Annotated in this window: 20 protein-coding genes; 17 read left to right on the forward strand and 3 right to left on the reverse strand. The window is 72.7% G+C overall.

The window, feature by feature from the left end:
- Positions 1 to 4 precede the first annotated feature (4 nt).
- From cobN to cobJ, 5 genes are read left to right on the forward strand one after another with little or no spacing between them, the layout of a single operon-like run.
- Entirely contained in the window at positions 5 to 3,337 is a 3,333-nt protein-coding gene (gene cobN / locus EBE87_RS01920; protein ID WP_120638847.1) for a cobaltochelatase subunit CobN, read from the forward strand.
- Positions 3,334 to 4,512 carry a precorrin-3B synthase gene (cobG, locus tag EBE87_RS01925; RefSeq protein ID WP_120638848.1) on the forward strand — a complete coding sequence of 393 codons (1,179 nt, stop codon included), beginning with the start codon at positions 3,334 to 3,336 and terminating at the stop codon, positions 4,510 to 4,512. The genes cobN and cobG overlap by 4 nt, the downstream gene beginning before the upstream one ends.
- A complete protein-coding gene (locus EBE87_RS01930; protein WP_120638849.1) occupies positions 4,509 to 5,141 on the forward strand; it encodes a precorrin-8X methylmutase in 633 nt (210 codons plus the stop codon). The genes cobG and EBE87_RS01930 overlap by 4 nt, the downstream gene beginning before the upstream one ends.
- Positions 5,138 to 5,869, forward strand: coding sequence for a precorrin-2 C(20)-methyltransferase (locus EBE87_RS01935; protein ID WP_120638850.1), 732 nt, complete (start codon positions 5,138 to 5,140; stop codon positions 5,867 to 5,869). The genes EBE87_RS01930 and EBE87_RS01935 overlap by 4 nt, the downstream gene beginning before the upstream one ends.
- Positions 5,863 to 6,630, forward strand: coding sequence for a precorrin-3B C(17)-methyltransferase (cobJ, locus tag EBE87_RS01940; protein ID WP_120638851.1), 768 nt, complete (start codon positions 5,863 to 5,865; stop codon positions 6,628 to 6,630). Before EBE87_RS01935 ends, cobJ begins: the two co-directional genes overlap by 7 nt.
- A gap of 269 nt (positions 6,631 to 6,899) precedes the next feature.
- Here cobJ and EBE87_RS01945 read toward each other — a convergent pair whose 3' ends face one another.
- On the reverse strand, positions 6,900 to 7,634 hold the full coding sequence (locus tag EBE87_RS01945; RefSeq protein ID WP_120638852.1) for a cobalt-precorrin-6A reductase: 735 nt from the start codon (positions 7,632 to 7,634) through the stop codon (positions 6,900 to 6,902).
- On the opposite strand from EBE87_RS01945, the gene cbiE reads away from it, so the two are divergent.
- The 3 genes from cbiE to cobM are packed head-to-tail and all read left to right on the forward strand — an operon-like array spanning position 7,634 to position 10,016.
- Entirely contained in the window at positions 7,634 to 8,848 is a 1,215-nt protein-coding gene (gene cbiE, locus EBE87_RS01950; protein WP_120638853.1) for a precorrin-6y C5,15-methyltransferase (decarboxylating) subunit CbiE, read from the forward strand. The two genes, EBE87_RS01945 and cbiE, sit on opposite strands and share 1 nt — an antisense overlap.
- Positions 8,845 to 9,240, forward strand: coding sequence for a cobalamin biosynthesis protein (locus tag EBE87_RS01955; protein WP_122139839.1), 396 nt, complete (start codon positions 8,845 to 8,847; stop codon positions 9,238 to 9,240). Before cbiE ends, EBE87_RS01955 begins: the two co-directional genes overlap by 4 nt.
- Positions 9,237 to 10,016, forward strand: coding sequence for a precorrin-4 C(11)-methyltransferase (cobM, locus tag EBE87_RS01960; RefSeq protein ID WP_120640938.1), 780 nt, complete (start codon positions 9,237 to 9,239; stop codon positions 10,014 to 10,016). The genes EBE87_RS01955 and cobM overlap by 4 nt, the downstream gene beginning before the upstream one ends.
- On the opposite strand, the gene EBE87_RS01965 is transcribed toward cobM, so the two are convergent.
- Positions 9,992 to 11,089 (reverse strand): cobalt-precorrin-5B (C(1))-methyltransferase, encoded by a 1,098-nt coding sequence (locus EBE87_RS01965; RefSeq protein ID WP_233553471.1) that lies wholly within the window; start codon positions 11,087 to 11,089, stop codon positions 9,992 to 9,994. The genes cobM and EBE87_RS01965 overlap by 25 nt on opposite strands.
- Before the next feature lie 26 nt (positions 11,090 to 11,115).
- Between EBE87_RS01965 and cobA the strand changes: the two genes are divergently transcribed.
- From cobA to cobS, 4 genes are all read left to right on the forward strand, one after another.
- Positions 11,116 to 11,913: a uroporphyrinogen-III C-methyltransferase gene (cobA, locus tag EBE87_RS01970; protein WP_120640936.1), complete on the forward strand. Its 798-nt coding sequence runs from the start codon at positions 11,116 to 11,118 to the stop codon at positions 11,911 to 11,913.
- A 259-nt stretch (positions 11,914 to 12,172) separates the two neighbouring features.
- On the forward strand, positions 12,173 to 13,477 hold the full coding sequence (locus EBE87_RS01975; protein WP_120640935.1) for a cobyrinate a,c-diamide synthase: 1,305 nt from the start codon (positions 12,173 to 12,175) through the stop codon (positions 13,475 to 13,477).
- Positions 13,474 to 14,502, forward strand: coding sequence for a nicotinate-nucleotide--dimethylbenzimidazole phosphoribosyltransferase (cobT, locus tag EBE87_RS01980; RefSeq protein WP_122139840.1), 1,029 nt, complete (start codon positions 13,474 to 13,476; stop codon positions 14,500 to 14,502). The genes EBE87_RS01975 and cobT overlap by 4 nt, the downstream gene beginning before the upstream one ends.
- Entirely contained in the window at positions 14,495 to 15,253 is a 759-nt protein-coding gene (cobS, locus tag EBE87_RS01985) for an adenosylcobinamide-GDP ribazoletransferase (protein WP_122139841.1), read from the forward strand. Before cobT ends, cobS begins: the two co-directional genes overlap by 8 nt.
- Before the next feature lie 282 nt (positions 15,254 to 15,535).
- On the opposite strand, the gene EBE87_RS01990 is transcribed toward cobS, so the two are convergent.
- A complete protein-coding gene (locus EBE87_RS01990) occupies positions 15,536 to 16,405 on the reverse strand; it encodes a VOC family protein (RefSeq protein ID WP_120640591.1) in 870 nt (289 codons plus the stop codon).
- Between the two features lie 176 nt (positions 16,406 to 16,581).
- On the opposite strand from EBE87_RS01990, the gene EBE87_RS01995 reads away from it, so the two are divergent.
- The 5 genes from EBE87_RS01995 (at position 16,582) to EBE87_RS02015 (ending at position 19,898) form a co-directional block, all read left to right on the forward strand.
- A complete protein-coding gene (locus EBE87_RS01995) occupies positions 16,582 to 17,361 on the forward strand; it encodes an alpha/beta hydrolase (protein WP_120640592.1) in 780 nt (259 codons plus the stop codon).
- 311 nt (positions 17,362 to 17,672) lie between these two features.
- Positions 17,673 to 18,290 carry an imidazoleglycerol-phosphate dehydratase HisB gene (gene hisB / locus EBE87_RS02000; protein ID WP_120640593.1) on the forward strand — a complete coding sequence of 206 codons (618 nt, stop codon included), beginning with the start codon at positions 17,673 to 17,675 and terminating at the stop codon, positions 18,288 to 18,290.
- Positions 18,290 to 18,676, forward strand: coding sequence for a DUF2628 domain-containing protein (locus EBE87_RS02005; RefSeq protein WP_120640594.1), 387 nt, complete (start codon positions 18,290 to 18,292; stop codon positions 18,674 to 18,676). The genes hisB and EBE87_RS02005 overlap by 1 nt, the downstream gene beginning before the upstream one ends.
- Positions 18,673 to 19,326, forward strand: coding sequence for an imidazole glycerol phosphate synthase subunit HisH (gene hisH, locus EBE87_RS02010; RefSeq protein WP_120640595.1), 654 nt, complete (start codon positions 18,673 to 18,675; stop codon positions 19,324 to 19,326). The genes EBE87_RS02005 and hisH overlap by 4 nt, the downstream gene beginning before the upstream one ends.
- Positions 19,323 to 19,898 (forward strand): GNAT family N-acetyltransferase, encoded by a 576-nt coding sequence (locus EBE87_RS02015; RefSeq protein WP_120640598.1) that lies wholly within the window; start codon positions 19,323 to 19,325, stop codon positions 19,896 to 19,898. The genes hisH and EBE87_RS02015 overlap by 4 nt, the downstream gene beginning before the upstream one ends.
- Position 19,899 lies beyond the last annotated feature (1 nt).

Genomic DNA, 19,899 nt, shown 5'->3' on the forward strand with positions numbered 1-19,899 from the left:
CGCCATGCACCTGCTGCCGCGCGAAACGTTGAGCCTGGACGCCGCCGAGCAGGCGGTGGACCTCGGCCACGCGCCGGCAGACCTGGTGCTGCTCTCCTTCAGCGACAGCGACCTTTCGGCGGCGGCGGCGGGCTGGGCCGCGCTGCCGGAGCCGCGCCCGACGCTGCGGCTGGCCAGTCTCGCAAAGCTGCGCCACCCCATGTCGGTGGACCTTTACGCCGAGCAGGTGCTGGCGGAATCCCGCGTTGTGATCATCCGCCTGCTGGGCGGGTTGGACTACTGGCGCTACGGCGCCGAGGAAGTGGCAGCGCTCTGCCGCGCGCGCGGCATTCCCCTGGCGCTGCTGCCTGGAGAAGGCCGGCCGGATACGCGGCTGGCCGAACTCTCCACCATGGAACCGGCGCTGCTGGCGCGGCTGGAAGCCTGCTGCCGCCATGGCGGTGCCGCGCATTGGGCGGCGGCGCTGCAACTGGCTGCCGCATCCGCCGGGCTAGGTACGGCGCCCGCCGCCGACCCACCGCCCCTGCCCGCCTTCGGGTGCCATGACTTCGGCATCACCGCCGATGGGCCGGATGCCGCGCTGGTCTTCTACCGCTCACACCTGCTGGCCGATGACGTCGCGCCGATGCGGGACTTGGCAAAAGCTCTGTCAGCGCGCGGACTGAACCCACGCGGCTTCTTTGCCGTCAGCCTGAAGGATGCGGAAGCCGCACGCTTCATCGCCACCGAACTGGCGCAGCTGCGCCCGGCGGTGGTGCTGAATGCCACGGCCTTTTCCGCGCGGCAGGAGGGCGCCTCGCCATTGGATGCCGCCGGTGCGCCGGTGCTGCAACTGATGCTCTCCGGTGCGCCCCACGCGGCCTGGGAGGCTTCCTCGCGCGGCCTGTCGCAGGCCGATCTCGCCATGCAGGTCGTGCTGCCGGAACTGGACGGGCGGCTGCCCACCACCATCATCGGCTTCAAGGCGGAAGCCGCGCCGCTGCCTGGCCTGGATTTTTCCCCAACTCGGCTGCAACCTTTCGAAGCCGGCATCGCCCTGGCCGCAGACCGCGCGGCGGGCTGGGCATTGCTCCGCGCCACGCCGCCGGCCGCGCGGCGCCTCGCCATCATCCTCTCCGACTATCCCGGCGTGGCCGGCAGCGGGCAGGTTGGTCATGCGGTGGGCCTGGACTCCTTCGCATCTCTCGCCGCGCTGCTGGAGGATCTGTGCAGCGCCGGCTATGGCACGGAGGCGCTGGATGCCGCTGCGCTGACCCGTGCCCTGACCGCCGCGCCGCCTACCGCATTCCTGAACTTACGTGATTACGCAGCGCTTTTCGCCACGGTGCCTGCCGCGCTGCGCGAAGCGGTGGAAGCCGCCTGGGGCGCGCCAGAACAGGACCCCGCCCTCACCCCAACCGGCTTCGCGCTGCGGCACCTGCGCATCGGCCACATGCTGCTGGCCGTGCAACCCGACCGTGGACGAGAGGCCGATCGCCGCGCCACGCATCACGACCCCAGCCTGCCACCGCGCCATGCCTTCATCGCCTTCTATCTCTGGCTGCGGGAGGCATTCGGCGCGCATGCCCTGCTGCATCTCGGCACGCATGGCTCGCTGGAATGGCTGCCGGGCAAGGCGGTGGCACTGTCGGAAAGCTGCGCCCCGGCGGCGCTGACGCGCGGCCTGCCGGTGATCTACCCTTTCATTGTCAACAACCCTGGCGAGGCCGCCTTCGCCCGCCGCCGCCTGGGCGCTGTGACCATCGGCCATCTGACGCCACCATTGAAATCCGCCGGCCACCACGGCGCCGCCGCCGAGCTGGAACGGCTGATCGACGAATATGCCGCCGCCGATGGGCTGGATGCGCGGCGCACCGCCCTGCTCCGTCGCGACATCCTGGCCCGCGCGCAGGACACCGGATTGCTGGCCGAAAGCGCCATCCCCCCCGGCCTGCCGGAAGAGGAAACGCTGGCGAAGCTTGATGCCTGGCTCTGCGACGTCAAGGAAATGCAGATCCGCGAGGGGCTGCATGTGCTGGGCCGCCCACCCGCCGGGCGCGACGCGCTGCTGGCCGCCCTGCAAACCGCGAACCCGGACACGCCGGACCTTGCCGCCCGCCTTGATGTCTGCGCCGAGGCGGAGCGCAATGCCGTCCTGGCGGCGCTGGATGCACGCTTCATCGCCCCCGGCCCCGCCGGCGCGCCAACGCGCGGCCGTGCCGATGTACTGCCCACCGGGCGCAACCTTTATGCCGTGGACCCGCGCGGCATTCCCAGCCGTTCCGCCATGCTGCTGGCCGAAAAAGCCGCCGCCGAACTGCTGCGCCGCCACTTGCAGGACCATGGCGAATATCCGCGCGCCCTGGTGCTGGACCTCTGGGGTAGCACCACGTTGCGCACCGGCGGCGAGGACCTCGCCCTGGCCCTGGTGCTGCTGGGTGTCCGCCCGCTCTGGGACAGCGGCTCCGCCCGCGTCACGGGCACGGAGATCCTGCCCCTGGCGCTGCTGGACCGGCCGCGCATCGATGTCACGCTGCGCATCTCCGGCCTGTTCCGCGACACCTTCGCGAGTCAGATCGCGCTCTTCGACCAGGCCGTGCGCGCCGTGGCCGCCAGGGACGAGGCCGCCGACTGGAACCCGCTGGCCGGCACCGCGCGAGGCCTCTCCGGCGATGCGCTGCGACAGGCCACCGCCCGCATCTTCGGCGCGGCGCCGGGCACCTATGGTCTGGACATGGATGTCGCTGGCGGCAACTGGAAGGAAAGCGGCGCGGCCTATCTCGCCGCTTCCGCCAGCGCCTATGGCCAGGGGCTGGAGGGGGCGCCGCTCGCGGGCAGCCTGGCCGAGCGCATCCGCACCGCCGATGCCTTCCTGCACAGCCAGGACCATGCCGAGACCGACCTGCTCGACAGCCCCGATTTCGCCGCGCATGAAGGCGGCTTCGCGGCGGCGGCACGCGTGCTGGGCGCCGCCCCCGCGCTGTACCACCTGGATACCAGCAGGCCCGAGGCCCCGCGCAGCCGCGCTCTGGAGGAAGAGATCGCCCGCGTGGTGCGCGCCCGTGCCGTCAATCCGGCCTGGATCGGCGGCATGATGCGCCATGGCTATCGCGGCGCCGCCGAGATCGCACGGCCGCTGCACAGCCTGCATGCCTTCGCCGCCACCCTGCCCACGCGGCTGGACCGGCAGTTCGACCTGATCTTCGAGGCCACGCTGGGCACGCCCGATGTCCTGGCCTTCCTGCAACGGGAGAATCCCGAAGCCCTGGCCGGCATGCGCCAGGCCTTCGCCGCCGCGCTGCGCCAGGGCCTCTGGCAGCCACGCCGCAACAGCGTCGCGGCGGAGCTGGAAGCATGACGGCCCTGGCGCGCGGCTGGTGCCCCAGCCTCCATGAGCCCATGCGTTCCGGCGACGGCTGGCTGTCGCGCATCAAGCCGTATGCCGCCTGCCTCGGGGCGGAACAGGCCCGCATCATCGCGCGGGAAGCGGCGCGTCATGGCAATGGCGCCATCGACCTGACGCAACGCGGCAACTTGCAGCCGCGCGGGTTCTCCGGCGCCAGTGCAGTGGCTTTCGCCAATGCCATGGTTGCCGCCGGCCTCGCGCATCCCGACCCGGCGGTGGAGCGCAACCGCAACCTGCTGGCGCCGCCGCTGCTGGGCCATGACCCGGACATCGCCCCCGGCACCGCCGAACTGGTGGAAGCCTTGCCGGCGGCCATGGCCGAATGGCCCGCGCTGCCCGGCAAGTTCGGCCTGCTGGTCGATGGCGGCGGCCGCCTGCCGCTGGCCGGCGAGGGCGCCGATATCATGCTGCGCCACACCGGCGCATGGGTGGAACTGCGCCTGGGCGGCGGGGATGCCATGGCGCATTGCGCCCCGGCCGAAGCCGTGGCCGCCGCCACCGCCCTGGCGCGCCACTTCACCACGCTCGCCCCGGCGCGGCGGATGCGGCAGGCCGTGGCAGCGCAGGGCGCCCAGGCCATCCTGGCCGCCTGCGGGCTGGAAGCCGCCCCGGACCTGACACCACGCCCCGCGCCGCCCATCGCGGTGGGCCTGCTGCCTGGGCAGGTGCTGGGCGTGGCGGCCCCCTTCGGGCAGTTGCGCGCGGAACAGCTCGCGGCCCTGGCCGGTCTCGCGGAACAACAGGGCGACGGCACCCTGCGCCTCACCCCCTGGCGCACCCTCCTGCTGCCGGGTGTGGAGGATGCGGCGCCCGCCGCCGCCCTGGGGCTGATTCTGGCGCCGGAGGACCCGCGCCTGCGCATCGCCTCCTGCACCGGCGCGCCGGGCTGCGCCAGCGCCTTTATCGACACCCGCGCGGCGGCGGCGCGGGTGGCGGCGGCCGGCCTGCCGGGCTTGCTGCATCTCTCCGGCTGCGCCAAAGGCTGTGCGCATCCGGGCCCGGCACCCGCCACGCTGGTGGGCGGCCCGGATGGCTATGCCATCATCCGCGACGGCCGCGCCGGCGACAGGCCAGCCGCCGCCGGCCTGACCCTCGAACAAGCCTTGGCGGTGCTCCAGCGACCATGACCACGCGCAGCAACTACATCAAGGACGGCGCCGCCATCTACCGGCAGTCCTTCGCCACCATCCGCGCCGAGGCCGACCTCATCGGCTTCAGCACGGCGGAAGCCCGCGTCGCCGTGCGCGTCATCCACGCCTGCGGCATGGTGGAAGTGGCCCAGCGCATCCGCTTCGCGCCCGGCTTCGCCGATGCCGCGCGGGCGGCGCTGCTGCGCGGCGCGCCCGTCCTCTGCGATGCCAAGATGGTGGCGCATGGCATCACCCGCCCGCGCCTGCCCGCCAACAACGAAGTGCTCTGCCTGCTGGATGACCCGCGCGTGCCGGAACTGGCAAAAGGCATCGGCAATACCCGCTCGGCGGCCGCGCTGGAATTGTGGGGGGAGAAGCTGGGCGGCGCCGTGGTCGCCATCGGCAATGCCCCCACCGCGCTGTTCCATCTGCTCGACCTGCTGGACCGTGGCGCGCCACCGCCGGCCGCCGTCATCGGCCTGCCGGTGGGCTTTGTCGGCGCCGCGGAATCCAAGCAGGCCTTGGCGGAAGATAACCGGATTCCCTGGATGATCGTGGAAGGGCGGCTCGGCGGCAGCGCCATGACAGTGGCCGCCATCAATGCCCTGGCGAGCGAAGCCGAATGACCTCCGGCACCCTGCATATCCTCGGCCTTGGCCCCGGGGACCCGGAACTGGTGACGCTGAAGGCGGCGCGCATCCTGGGCGCCGCGCCGGTCTTCGCGCATTTCGCCAAGCGCGGCCGCACCGGCCATGCGCGCGGCATCGCCGCCCCGCACCTGAACCCGGCGGCCGAGGAACTGCGCTTCGACTACCCCTTCACCATGGACCTGCCGGTGACGGACCCGCGCTACTTCCCGGAAATGGGCGCCTTCTACGACCGCTGCGCCGAGACCCTTTCCGCCTGCCTCGCCGCCGGCCAGGACGTGGCCCTGCTGTGCGAGGGCGATCCCTTCCTCTACGGCTCCGCCATGTATCCCTTCGACCGGCTGCGCCACCGCCACCCGGTGCAGGTGGTGCCCGGCATCACGGCCATGTCCGGCTGTTGGTCGGTGGCCGAGGCCCCCATGGTGCATGGCGACGACACCCTGCTGGTGCTGCCCGCCACCATGGACAGCGACAGCCTCCGCACCCGCCTGCAACAGGCCGATGCCGCCGTGGTCATGAAGCTTGGCCGCCACCTGCCCCGCCTGCGCGGCATCCTGGACGAACTCGGCCTCACCGCCCGCGCCCTTTATGTTGAGCGCGGCACCATGGAAGGCGGCCATGCCGTCCCGCTGGCCGGGCGCGACGACAGCCCCGCGCCCTATTTCTCCCTGCTGCTGATCCCCGGCCGCCAGGACCCGCGATGCTGAACCCGGGCAGCCTCACCGTTATCGGCCTCGGCCCCGGCTCCCCCGCCCAGCGCACCCCGGAAGTGGAGGCCGCGCTGGCCGAGGCCACCGACCTCGTCGGCTACGCCCCCTATGTCGCCCGCGTGCCGCACCGCCCCGGCCTCTACCGCCACGCTTCCGACAACCGCGTGGAGTTGGACCGCGCCCGCCATGCGCTGCAACTGGCGGAGGCCGGCGCCAGGGTCGCCGTGGTCTCCGGCGGCGATGCCGGCGTCTTCGCCATGGCCAGCGCGGTCTTTGAGGCACTGGAGGCCGGCGACCCCGCCTGGCGGGCGCTGGACATCCGCGTGCTGCCCGGCATTTCCGCCATGTTCGCCGCCGCCGCGCGCATCGGTGCGCCGCTGGGCCACGATTTCTGCGCCATCTCGCTTTCCGACAACCTGAAGCCTTGGGAGGTCATCCAGCACCGCCTGCTGGCGGCGGCGCTCGGCGGCTTCGTGATGGCGCTCTACAACCCGCTCTCCCGCGCCCGGCCCTGGCAGCTCGGCGCCGCCTTCACGCTGCTGCGGCAGCACCTGCCGGGCACGGTGCCCGTGATCTTCGCCACCGCCGTCACCCGGCCGGATGAGCGCATCACGGTCACCACCCTGGCGGAAGCCGACCCTGCCCTGGCCGATATGCGCACCCTGGTGATGGTGGGCACCGCCGCGACGCGGCTGCTGCCCCGGCCGGGCGGCGCGGCGCCTTGGGTCTATTCGCCGCGCTCGGTGCCGGCGTCATGAGGCGGGAAACCGTGGCCAAAGGGGCTCCGCCCCTCTGGACGCCCCGCCGGGGTGGAAAGTCCACCCCGGACCCCGCTTCGGGTTTTTTGCAGCACCCAGGCGGCGGGATGGGCAGTGCCCCCAGCGATATCCACATTATACACAGAAAGAATCCACAGGCCCCGAGGGCCAATCCCGCCCGCAAAGTAACGGCGGGGTCTGGGGTGACACTGTCACCCCAGCGGGTGTGTCCAGAGAGGGCAGCGCCCTCTCTGGCCCCGGCCAGTCATTCAAAGATACCGCAGCAGCCAGCGCATCGCGCCCTCCGCATCCGGCACCCTCTCCAGGTCCGGCGGGGGGATAGGCCGTTCCATCATCACTACAGGGATGCCCCGCTCCCGCGCCGCCGCCAGCTTGGCCGCCGTGGCAGTGCCGCCGGAATTCTTGGTGACGATCACCTCGATGCCGTGGCGCTCCAGCAGGGCGCGCTCGGCTTCCAGCGCGAAGGGGCCGGTGGCGGTGATCACCTCGGCGCCCGGCGGCAGGCTGGCAGGGTCCGGCGGGTCCACGCTGCGGATGACGTAATGGTGCCAGGGCGCAGCGCGGAAGGGCGCCAGCTCCTTCTGGCCGATGGTCAGCAGCACGCGGCGGGGTGCCTCGCCCAGGGTACGGACGGCGGCGGACATGTCGGGCACCGGCAGCCAGGTGTCGCCGGGGGCGGGTGTCCAGGCAGGGCGTTCCAGGCGCAACAGCGGCGTGGCGCCGGCGGCGGCCTGGGCATGGCGCGTCATCTGCGCGGCGAAGGGATGGGTGGCGTCCACCAGCAGGTCGACGCGCTCTTCCGCCAGGTAGCGGCGCAGGCCCTCGATGCCGCCGAAGCCGCCGATGCGCCAGGGCAGCGGCTGCGGGCGCGGCGCGCGAGTGGCCCCGGCCAGGGACAGCGTGGCGGTGAAGCGCGCATCCGCCGCCAGCAGCCGCGCCAGCGCCGAGGCTTCCGTTGTTCCGCCCAGCAGAAGCACCTTCAATGTCGATGAACTCCTCGCACTGGCTGACCATCCTGGGGATCGGGGAGGATGGGGTAAACGGGCTTTCGGCCGCCGCACGCGGGCTGCTGCGCGGGGCGGAGGTGGTTTATGGCGGAAGGCGGCATCTGTCGCTGGCGGAAGAACTGATCGGCGGGGAAGCGCGGCCCTGGCCCAGCCCGATGGCCTCTGCCTATCCGGACCTGCTGGCCTGCCGGCCCCGGCCCACGGTGGTGCTGGCGTCGGGCGATCCCTTCTGCTTCGGCGTCGGCAGCGTGCTGGCAGAGTTGGTGCGGCGGGAGGAGATGCTCTGCATCCCCGCGCCCTCGGCCTTCGCCCTGGCGTGCGCGCGGCTGGGCTGGGCGGCGCAGGATTGCGCCACCATCTCCTTCTGCGGCCGGCCGTTGGAGCCGGTGCGGGCGCTGTTGCAGCCTGGCGCGCGCATCCTGGCGCTCTCCGCCGATGCGGCGACGCCGGCGGCGCTGGCGGCGATGCTGGTGCGCCTCGGCTTCGGGCCGACGCGCCTGCATGTGCTGGAAGCCCTGGGCGGCCCGCGCGAGCGCATCGCCAGCACCACGGCGGCGGCTTTCGCGTTGGAACCCGCCGCGCTGAACATGGTGGCGCTGGACGTGGTGGCGGAACCGGGGGCGCGGGTATTGCCGCTCTCCACCGGCCTGCTGGACAACTTTTTCGAGCACGACGGGCAGATCACCAAGTCGGAAATTCGCGCCGTCACCCTGGCCGCCCTGGCGCCCCGGCAGGGGGAACTGCTCTGGGATATCGGCTGTGGTTCCGGCTCGGTGGCCATCGAATGGCTGCTGCGCCACCCGTCCAACCGCGCCGTCGGGCTGGAACCGCGCGCCGAGCGCGCTGCCCGCGCGCTCCGCAATGCCCTGGCGCTCGGCACGCCGGGGCTGCGGCTGGAACAGGCGCGGGCGCCGGAGGGGCTGGAGGGCCTGCCACCGCCGGATGCCATCTTCATCGGCGGCGGCTGCGACGCGGTGGTGCTGGAGCGCGCCTGGGCGGCGCTGAAGCCCGGCGGCCGGCTGGTGGCCAATGCCGTGACGGTGGAGACGGAGGCGCTGTTGCTGTCCAGTCATGCCCGCCTCGGCGCCCGGCTGACGCGCATCGGGGTAGAGCGGCTGGATGCCATCGGCAACCGCCACGGCTTCCGCCCGGCCATGACGGTGACACAGCTGGTGGCGGTGAAGCCGTGATCGTCGCCGGCCTCGGCTGCCGCCCTGCTGTGGAGGAAGCCGCTATCCTGGCCCTGCTGCGGCAGGCCGCGCAGGACCAGCCGCCCGTCACGCATCTGGCCGCCCCCACCTTCCGGCGGGATGTGGCGGCGCTGCATCAAGCCGCCGCCACGCTTGGCCTGCCGCTCGTTTTCGTGGAACAGGCGACGCTGGAACGGGTGCAGCCGCTCTGCCCCACGCGCTCGGAAGCGGCGCTGGCGGCCACCGGCCTCGCCTCGGTGGCTGAGGCCTGCGCCCTGGCGGCGGCGGGGGAAGGCGCGCGGCTGCTGCGGCCACGCATTTCCGGCGCGGGCGTGACCTGCGCCATCGGGGCTGGCGCCACCGCCGCCGGCGCGGCAGGAAGCGCGGCATGACCGTGCATTTCATCGGCGCCGGGCCGGGCGCCGCCGACCTCATCACCCTGCGCGGGCGCGACCTGCTGGCGGCCTGCCCGGTCTGCCTTTACGCCGGCTCCATCGTGCCGACGGCGCTGCTGGCGCATTGCCCGCCTGGCGCGCGGCTGGTCGATACCGCCTCCCTCGACCTCGAAGCCATCGAGGCCGAATTCCTCCGCGCCCACCAGGCCGGGCAGGATGTGGCGCGGCTGCATTCCGGCGACCTTTCGGTCTGGTCCGCCGTGGCGGAGCAGACGCGGCGGCTGCGGCGCCTCGGCATCCCCTATACGCTCACACCGGGCGTGCCGGCCTTCGCGGGCGCCGCCGCCGCGCTGGGGCAGGAACTGACGGTGCCGCGCGTGGCGCAATCCCTGGTGCTGACCCGCATCTCCGGCCGCGCCAGCGCCATGCCGCCGGGGGAGACGCTGGAGGCTTTCGCCGCCACCGGCGCCACGCTGGCCATCCACCTTGCCATCCATGCGCTGGATTCCGTGGTGGCGCGCCTCACGCCCTTCTATGGCGCGGATTGCCCGGTGGCCGTGGTGGTGCGCGCCTCCTGGCCCGATGAGCGGGTGCTGCGCGGCACGCTGGCCGATATCGCCGCCATCATGGCCGCCGCCCCGGCCGAGCGCACCGCGCTGATCCTGGTCGGCCCCGCCCTTACCGCCGAGGATTTTTCCGAAAGCGCCCTCTACAGCACCGATTACGTCCGCCGCTTCCGTGGCGGCGGTCAGGAGGGGGGCGGGCCGGCATGACCGATCAGCTCGCCGTCCCGGTCAAAGATCGCCACATCCAGCGCGATGCCGCTGCCGGCCATGACATCCGCGGCCACCGCACGGGCACGCCCGGCCACCACATCCCCCAGCGCCAGCCCGGCCGCCGCGGCATGGGCAAAGGCTTCCGGCGTGGTATTGGCGCCAGCGATGCGCGCGGCCAGGGCATCGTCCCCGCCCATCTCCCGCGCCAGCGCGGCCAGGGCCGCCATGTCCACCGTGCCGCGCCGCGAATGCAGGTCCAGCCGCCCCTGCGCCAGCTTGGTTATTTTGGCGATGCCACCGGCCACGGTGACGCGCGGCACCGGATGCGCGCGCAGGTATTTCAGCATGCCACCGACGAAATCGCCCATGTCGATCAGCGCCTGCTCGCTCAGGTGATGGAAGCGCGCCACCGCGCGTTCCGAGGCATCGCCCGTGGCGCCGGCCACATGCCGCAGCCCCAGCCCCCGCGCCACATCCACGCCGCGCTGGATGGAATGAATCCAGGCGGAGCAGGAATAGGGCACCACGATCCCCGTCGTCCCCAGCACGGAGAGCCCGCCCAGGATGCCGAGGCGCCCGTTCATGGTGCGCTTCGCGAGTTCCTCGCCATCGTCGATGCCGATGGTGACCTGCGCATCCACCGCGCCGCCCGAGACCTCCTCGAGCGCCGCGCGGATCATGGCGCGCGGCACCGGGTTGATGGCGGGCTCCCCCGGCGGCAGCGGCAGGCCGGGCAGCGTCACGGTGCCGACACCCGGCCCCGCCGCGAAGACCACGCCGCTGCCGGGCGCCCCGCGCCGCACCCAGGCCCGCACCAGCGCGCCATGGGTCACGTCCGGGTCGTCCCCGGCATCCTTCACCACCGCCGCCATGGCTGTGCCATCGTCCAGCGCGGTTTCCGCCAGGGCGAAGGAGGGGCGCTCCCCGCGCGGCAGCAGGATCTCGACGGGGTCGGGAAAGTGGCCGGTCAACAGCGCCGTCCAGGCCGCGCGGGCGGCTGCGGTGGCGCAGGCGCCCGTGGTCCAGCCGCGTCGCAGCGGCCCGTTCTGTTCGGTCTCGGCCTGTGGCACGGCGCCGATTATACCCCCGCCAGACCATGACCGCCACGACCGACCGCCTCAGCCTGCTGGAACAACTGCTCGGCGCCCCCGCCCCGCGCCTGCTGCCCGGCCATGTCTGGCTGGTGGGCGCGGGGCCTGGCGACCCGGGGCAGCTCACCCTCGATGCCCTGGCCGCCCTGGCCCAGGCCGAGGTGCTGGTGCATGACGACCTGGTGGATGCCCGCGTGCTGGGCCTGGCACCGCAGGCGGAACGCGTCTTCGCCGGCAAGCGCGGCGGCCGCCCTTCCTCCACCCAGGCGGATATCACCGCCACGCTGATCACCCTCGCCCGCCAGAACCGCCGCGTGCTGCGGCTGAAGGGCGGCGACCCCTATGTCTTCGGCCGCGGCGGTGAGGAAGCCCTGGCCCTGGCCGAAGCCGGCATCCCCTTCCGCGTAGTGCCGGGCCTGACGGCGGGCCTCGCCACCCTGGCCGCCGCCGGCATCCCCGCCACCATGCGCGGCATCAACCACGCAGTGGTGCTGGCCACCGGCCACGGCGCCCCCGGGCATGAAGGCGAACTGGACTGGGCCGCCCTGGCGCGGCTGAACCAGCCCCTGGTGCTCTACATGGCGCTGCGCCGGCTGGAAGCGACGGCCCATGCGCTGCTGTCCGCCGGCATGAACCCAGGCACCCCCGCCGCCGCCGTGGAATCCGGCACCCTGCCAGGGCAGCGCGTGGTGGTGACCACGCTGGGCGAATTGCTGAATCGCGTGCGGACAGAAGGCATTTCCTCGCCGGCGATGATCGTGATCGGCGGTGTCGTGGAGATGCGGGGGAAGCTGGCGAAATGAAAACCCCAGGACAGGCCAGGGGCGCTGCCCCTGGACCCCACCGGGGTGGAAAGTCCACCCTGGACCCCGCTTGGAATTCGCGCTTCGCCCCCGTTCCTGAGTGCGGCAACGGCATGCATCTTAAAAAATATTCTCTGAAATACAGGATATTTCGAAACCAGAGAGAAAAAGGTTTCACGGGAAACGTTGTGGCGGGGTCTGGGGTGACACTGTCATCCCAGCGGGGGTTCCAAGGGGGCGGCGCCCCCTTGGCCATGGCATGACGCAACAGCGCGCCCTCATCATCGCCGCGCCCCGTTCGGGTTCCGGCAAGACCACCATCACCCTGGCGCTGCTGGCGGCGCTGAGACGGCGGGGCGTGGCGGTGCATGCCGCCAAATCCGGCCCCGATTACATCGACCCCGCCTTCCATGCCGCCGCCACCGGCGCCCCCAGCACCAACCTGGATAGCTGGGCCATGCCGCCTCCGCTGCTGGATGCCCTGGCGGCTGGCGAGGGGCTGAAGATCATCGAGGCTTCCATGGGCCTCTTCGATGGCGCGGGCGAGGAAGAAGGGCGCCAAGGCAGCGCCGCCGATCTCGCTGCGCGCTGGGGCGTGCCGGTGCTGCTGGTGCTGGATGTCTCGGGCCAGTCACAATCGGCGGCGGCGGTGGCACGGGGTTTCGCCACGCATCACCCGGCGGTGCGGGTGGGCGGCGTGGTGCTGAACAAGCTCGCCAGCCCGCGCCACCGCGGGGGGGCGGCGGGGGCCATGGCGGCGCTGGGCCTCCCGGTGCTGGGCGCCGTGCCGCGTGAGGCCGCCGTCGCGGTGCCGGAGCGCCACCTGGGGCTGGTGCAGGCGCGGGAGCTGGAAGGGCTGCCGGCCTTGCTGGAACGGCTGGCCGATCTGGCGGAAGCGCATCTGGACCTCGATGCCATCCAGGCGCTGGCAAAGCCGCTGGCGGGGGCGGCGGAGATGCCCCTCCCCCTGCCGCCGCCGGGGCAGCGGGTGGCGCTGGCCTCCGATGCCGCCTTCGGCTTCGTCTATCCGCATGTGCTGGCCGGCTGGCGGCGGGCGGGGGCAGAGATCCTGCCCTTCTCGCCCTTGGCGGATGAGCCGCCGCCGCCGGGCTGCGATGCCTGCTGGCTGCCGGGCGGCTATCCGGAACTGCATGCGGGGCGGCTGGCGGCGGCGGGGCGTTTTCTCGGCGGCCTGCGCGCCTTTCCCGGCCGCATCCATGGCGAGTGCGGCGGCTTCATGGTGCTGGGAGAGGGGCTGGAAGATGCCTCGGGCACCCACCACGCCATGGCCGGGTTGCTCGGCCACAGCACCAGCTTTGCCAAGCGCCGCATGAACCTGGGCTACCGGCAGGCTACCTTGCTGGCGGATTGCGCGCTGGGGCCCGCCGGCACGCTGCTGCGGGGGCATGAATTCCATTATGCCAGCGTCACCGACCCCGGCGCCGATGCGCCACTGGCCGCGCTGGCGGATGCCCATGGCACCGCCCTGCCGCCAGGCGGCGGCCGGCGCGGGCGGGTTTCGGGCAGTTTCTTCCACGTCATCGCGCGTCAGGATGCCGCATGAACAGCCTCGACCAGATCCGCACCCTTTGCGCCTCCCCGCTGCCGGGCGATGACACGGCGGCGGCGGCCATCGCGGCACGGCAGGCGCAGCTGACCAAGCCGCCGGGCAGCCTGGGGCGATTGGAAGAACTGGCCGCCTGGCTCGGCCGCTGGCAGGGGCGGGAGATGCCACGGCTGGACCGCGTGGCGGTGCTGGTCTTCGCCGGCAACCATGGCGTGGTGGCACGCGGCGTCTCGCCCTTCCCGGCCAGTGTCACGGCGCAGATGGTGGCGAATTTTGCCGCGGGCGGCGCCGCCATCAACCAGCTGGCGGCGGTGGCCGGAGCCTCCTTGCAGGTGGTGCCGCTGGAGCTGGAGCACCCCACCGCCGATCTCTGCACCGCCCCGGCGATGACGGAGGCCGAGTTCCTTGCCGCCTTCACCGCCGGGCATGACGCGGTGGCGCCGGAGATGGACCTGCTCTGCCTGGGCGAGATGGGCATCGGCAATACCACCGCCGGCGCCGCCCTGGCGGCGGCGCTGTTCGGGGCCGATGGCGCCGCCAGCCTCGGCGCCTTCTGGGCCGGGCGCGGCACTGGGGTGGACGATGCCGGGCTGCGCCGCAAGCGCGAGGCCATCGACACCGCCATCGCCTTCCATGGCGCCGCGCTGGGCGACCCGCTGGAAGCCGCGCGCCGCCTGGGCGGGCGGGAGACGGCGGCGATCCTGGGCGCCACCCTGGCCGCGCGCCGCCACCGTGTGCCGGTGCTGCTGGATGGCTTCGTCTGCACCGCCGCCGCCGCCCCGCTGGCGCGGCTGGCCAGGGGCGGGCTGGACCACGCGATCATCGCCCATGCCTCGGCGGAACATGGCCACAAGGCGCTGATCGGCCGGCTGGGCATGCAGCCGCTGCTGGACCTCGGCATGCGGCTGGGCGAGGGCTCGGGCGCCACGCTGGCGGTGCCCATCCTGCGCGCGGCGCTCGCCTGCCACGCCGGCATGGCCACTTTCGCGCAAGCCGGCGTCAGCACCGCGGGCGATGCGTAGCCTGCTGGCGGACTTCTCCGCCGCCCTGGGCCTGCTGACGCGCCTGCCCACCGGCTGGCTGCCGCAGCACAACAGCGCCGCCGGCTTCGCCCGCAGCATCTGGGCCTATCCGCTGGTGGGGCTCGGCATCGGCGCCGCCGGGGGCGCGGTGATGGCCGCCGGGCTCTGGCTGGGCCTGCCGCCCCCGGTGGCGGCGCTCTGGTCGCTCGCCGCCACCCTGCTGCTGACCGGCGGCTTCCACGAGGACGGGCTGGCCGATACCGCCGACAGCTTCGGCGGTGGCCGCGACCGTGCCCGCAAGCTGGAGATCATGCGCGACAGCCGCATCGGCTCCTATGGCGTGCTGGCCCTGGTGCTGGCGCTCGGCTTGCGCGCCACCGCTCTGGCCGCCCTGCCCACCCAGCCCGCCACGCTGCTGGCCGCCACCGCCGCCGCCGCTGCCCTGGGGCGCGGCGCCACGCTGGGGCTGCTGCGCCTGCTGCCCCCCGCCCGGCCGGATGGCGTGGCCGCCGGGCTGGGGCGCCCTGGCCGCAAGCCGCTGTTGCTGGGCCTGCTCCTGGCCGTGTTGCCGGCCGCCCTGTTGCTGCCGCCGATGGCGGCGATGGCGGCCATCCTGGGCACCGCCCTGGCCACGCTGCTGCTGGCACGGCTGGCTGGGCGGCAGATCGGCGGGCAGACCGGAGATGTGCTGGGTGCTGGCGCGGTGCTGGGGGAATGCGTGGCGCTGACGGTGCTGGTGGCGATGCGCTGAAACGGCAGCCGGGGCCAAGGGGCTCCACCCCCTGGACCCCCGCCGGGGTGGAAAGTCCACCCCGGACCCCGCTGCGGGTTTTATCGCGCTTCAGCACCCAGGCGCGCTGCACAGCGTCTTTCAAAAAAATGTCGCACAGGCCGAGGCGGCAGTCGCCGAGGGTCATGGGCCCTCGGCGGAACCACCCTGTCACAAACAGCAAGAAATGGCGGGGTCTGGGGTGACACTGTCACCCCAGCGGGGGTTCCAAGGGGGCGGCGCCCCCTTGGCCCCGGTGGCCCATCACGCCAGGGCCGGTTCACTCGCCAGGCTGAGGCGCAAGGCATTGCCGGCCGGGTCCTCCGCCCGCAGCAGGTCCGGCGCTTCCTCCAGCACCGTGCCGCCCTGCCGCAGCGCCGCCGCGACGCGGGCGAAGGTTTCCGGGTCCGCCGCGCGCAGTTCCATCTCCAGCAGGCCCGCCAGCCCCGCAGGGCGGCGCGGGCTGCCGCCGCTGGCCCAAGTATTGACGGCGACATGGTGGTGGTAGCCGCCGGTGGACAGGAAGCTGGCCTGCGGCAGGCGCTGCATCACCGCCATGCCGAGGGAGGTGTAGAAGGCCTCGGCCGCCAGCACGTCGTTGGCGCGCAGGTGGACATGGCCGATGCGGGTGCCTTCCGGCGCCGGGCCATGGGCGGTGGCCACCGCCATCAGCCCGCGCAGATCCAGGCGCCGGGTGAACATGGCGATGCCGCTGCCATCCGCCGCGCGTGGCCAGAGGGCGCTCGGGCGGTCGGCATAGACCTCGATGCCATTGCCCTCGGGGTCCGAGAGGTAGATCGCCTCGCTCACGCCGTGGTCGGAGGCGCCTTGCAGTTCCACGTCCATGGCGGCGGCATGGTGCAGCCAGTTGGCCAGGGCTAGGCGGTCCGGCAGCAGAAAGGCAGTGTGGAAGAGGCCAGGCTCGTGGCCGCTCTCCGGCCGTGCGTCGGGGGCATGCACCAGGTGCAGCAGCGGGCCATCGCCGGCCAGGGTCAGGCGACCGGGGGCGGGGCCAGGCAGCGGGCGCAGGCCCAGCAGGCGCTGGTAGAAACCGGCGGTGCCGGTCAGGTCCCGCACGGCCAGGGTGATGCTAGCGGCGGAAAGCGGGGCGGCTAAGGGGGAAGGATCGGTCATGGGGGCAACCTCTGTTGCCCTTGCATCTGGGGCGGCGGGGCCTGGAATGGAAATGGCCTGCCGCAACACTCATCATTCATGCGCTCAATGACATGGCGGATCGGTGGCGAAGGTGCTGGCCGCCCTGCCCTCGGGCTCCTAGCATGGCCGCACATGACCTGCCCTGAACCTCGCTGATGCCGGATAGCCCTTTTCCGGATTTCCGTGCCCGGTGCGGCACGGCGCTGCCCTCCCTGCTGTTTCTCCATGGTGCCGCCTGCGGTGACTGGGTCTGGCAGGAAGGCTTCGCCCAGGCCTGCGCCGAGGGCGGCTTCGCCAGCCAGGCCCTGGCTTTCAACCGCGTGAAGGAAGATGGGCAGCCGGCGGGCCTCGGCGAATACGTGGCGCAGGCGCGGGCGGCAGTGGCGCGGATGGGCGGGCCGGTGGTGCTGGTCGGGCATTCACTGGGCGCGCTGGTGGCGCAGCGGCTGCTGCTGGAACCCGCGGTGCGCGGCGCCGCCCTGCTGGCGCCGGTGCCGCCGGAAGGGCTCTGGCTTTCCACCACGCGGCTGGCCATGAGCGACCCCGCCCTCTGGGCCGAGGCGGCGCGCATGGATGGCCCCGTGGGGCACATGGCGGCGGAGGCCGACCCTTCCCTGGTGGCCAGCCTCTTCGGCGCCGCCATGCCGATGGAACGTGCGCAGGGCTTCCTGCGGCGCATGGGCGGTGAATCCCGCGCGGCGCTGATGGAAGCGCAGGGGCCGCAGCCGGTGCCGCATGGCTGGCTGCACGGCCGCCCCGTACTGGTGCTGGGCGCCGGCGAGGACCGGCTGATCCCGCCCGATGCCGTCAGCCGCTGCGCCCTGTGGCACGGCACCAGCGCCAGCTTCATGCCCGGCATGGGCCATCTCATGATGCTGGAACCCGGCTGGAAGCAGGTCGCGGCCCGGCTGCTCGACTGGCTGCGGCGCCTCTGAGGCGAAGGGGCGGGAATGGCGCCGCCCGAGGCCGCCCCCGCCTTTTCCAGGCTGCACCAAGGGAGCACGCCTCTCTTGCCGGCCAAGCTCCCGTCAGCACGGCAACAGGGCGAGTCCCACCCGCCGGAGGCATGCGCGAGAAAGCACCTGCCGCACCGCCGGGTATGCCGCTTCACGCTGCCCGCCCAAGGCGGTTTTGAAAGCGTGTCGCCAAGTTGCCGAAGCCCTTGCGGCCTGCGAGGAATGACCCCAATTCCAGGCTTCACCCACCGGCACTGGCGCCCGCCCCTGGCGCGGTTTAGGAAGCGGCTATGTCGCCTACAGCCACCGCCCCCGCCCGGACCGCCGAGATCTCCCGCGCCACCAGCGAGACCGAAATCCGCATCCGCATCGACCTGGACGGCACGGGCCAGGGCCGCATCGCCACCGGCATCGGCTTCCTCGACCACATGCTGACGGCGCTCTGCCGCCACAGCCTGATCGACATGGAGATCGAGGCCAGGGGCGACCTGCATATCGACTTCCACCACACCACCGAGGATGTCGGCATCGTGCTGGGCCAGGCCATCCGCCAGGCGCTGGGCGACAAGCGCGGCATCCGCCGCTACGGCCAGGCCCTGGTGCCGATGGACGAGGCGCTGGTGGAAGCCGCCATCGACATCTCCGGCCGCCCCTTCCTCGCCTGGAACGCCACCTTCACGCGCGACAAGGTGGGCGAGATGGATACGGAGCTCTTCGAAGAATTCTTCCGCGCCTTCGCCATGAACAGCGCCATCACGCTGCATGTGACGCAGAAGGCCGGCACCAACGCGCACCATGTCGCGGAGGGCTGCTTCAAGGCCCTGGCGCGCGCGCTGCGGATGGCCGTGGAGCCCGACCCGCGCGCCGCCGGCGCCATCCCTTCCACCAAAGGATCGCTGGAGGGCTGATGCGCCGCTTTACCCTGCATGCCGCCGCGCCCGCCTCGGTCCCCGCCACCCGCCCGGCCCGCATGCCGGAACTGGTGCCGGAGGGCTTCGCCTTCCTCGCCTTCCTGCTGCCGCCGCTGTGGTTCCTGTTCCACCGGCTCTGGCTGGCGCTGGTGATCTGGGTGGCGCTGTCCGTCCTCGCCGCCTTCCTGCTGCCGGCGGCGGTGCTGCCCTATGTGACCCTTGCCGCGCAGGTCCTGGTGGGGCTGCAGGCGCAGGATATCCGCCGCTGGACGCTGGCGCGGCATGGCCTGCCGGTGTCCGGCGTCGTCATCGCCCGCGATGCCGAGGCGGCCCTTCTGCGCGCCCTGGACGCGCGGCCCGATCTGCGGAGTGCGCGCGCATGAAAGTCGCGGTGGTCGATCCCGGCTCAGGCAACCTCGCCTCGGTGCTGCGGGCGCTGCGCCGCGCCGCCGATGAAGGCGGCAGCGGCGCCGCCATCACGGTGGAAACCCGGGCGGAAGCCGTGGCGCAGGCCGATGCCATCGTGATGCCCGGCCAGGGTGCCTTCGCCGCTTGCCGGCGCGGGCTGGATGCCATGCCCGGCATGGTGGAGGCGGTGGACGAGGCTGTCACCCGCCGGGGCATCCCCTTCCTCGGCATCTGCGTCGGCATGCAGCTGATGGTGGAGCGCGGGCTGGAGCACGGCACCACCCCCGGCCTCGGCTGGATCGCCGGCGAGATGGCGCCCATGGACCCGCGCGGCCTGGCTGGCGAGCCCCTGCCGCTGCCGCAGATGGGCTGGAACGGGCTGCGCTTTGCCCCAGGCTCCCACCCCGTGCTGGCCGGCCTGGAGCCCGGCGACCACGCCTATTTCGTGCATTCCTACGCCCTTTCCGGCGGCCGGCCCGAGCAGATCCTGGCCACCGCCGATTACGGCGGCCCCGTTGTGGCCGCCATTGGACGCGACAACATGTTCGGTACCCAGTTCCACGTCGAGAAAAGCCAGTTCGTCGGCCTGCGCATGCTGGCCAACTTCCTGGCGTGGCGGCCATGAGCACCACCCACACCCTGTCCGTCGAGCGCGCCGAAGCCCTGGACGATGCCGAGCTGGCCGATCTCTGCGAGGCCACCGATGCCGCCATCATCGAAGGCGGCGGCTTCGGCTGGGTGGCCCCGCAGGGGCGCGAGGCACTGACCCGCCACTTCCGCGGCGTGCTGCTGGTGCCGGCCTGCGAGCTGTTCATCGCCAAGCTGGACGGCGTGCCCGTGGGCTCCGCGCAATTACTGCGCCCGCCCCGCAACAACGAGGCGCAGTCCTTCTCCGCCCAGCTCACCCACGCCTATATCGCGCCCTATGCACGCGGCCATGGCCTGGCCCGCCTGCTGGTGAAGCGGGTGGAGGAACGCGCCGCCGCCCTCGGCCACCGCGTGCTGAACCTGGACGTGCGCGACACCCAGACCACCGCCATCACGCTCTTCGAGGCCATGGGCTATACCCGCTGGGGCACCCACCCGGCCTATGCCCGGGTGCGCGGCCAGACCGTGGCCGGCCATTACTACTACAAGCTGCTGGAGCCCACGCGCGGCCGCGCCCTGGATATCCGCGCCACCACCGGAAAGAACTGAG

Origin of the sequence: Teichococcus wenyumeiae, assembly GCF_003696345.1 — a bacterium.
GTDB lineage: Bacteria > Pseudomonadota > Alphaproteobacteria > Acetobacterales > Acetobacteraceae > Pseudoroseomonas > Pseudoroseomonas wenyumeiae.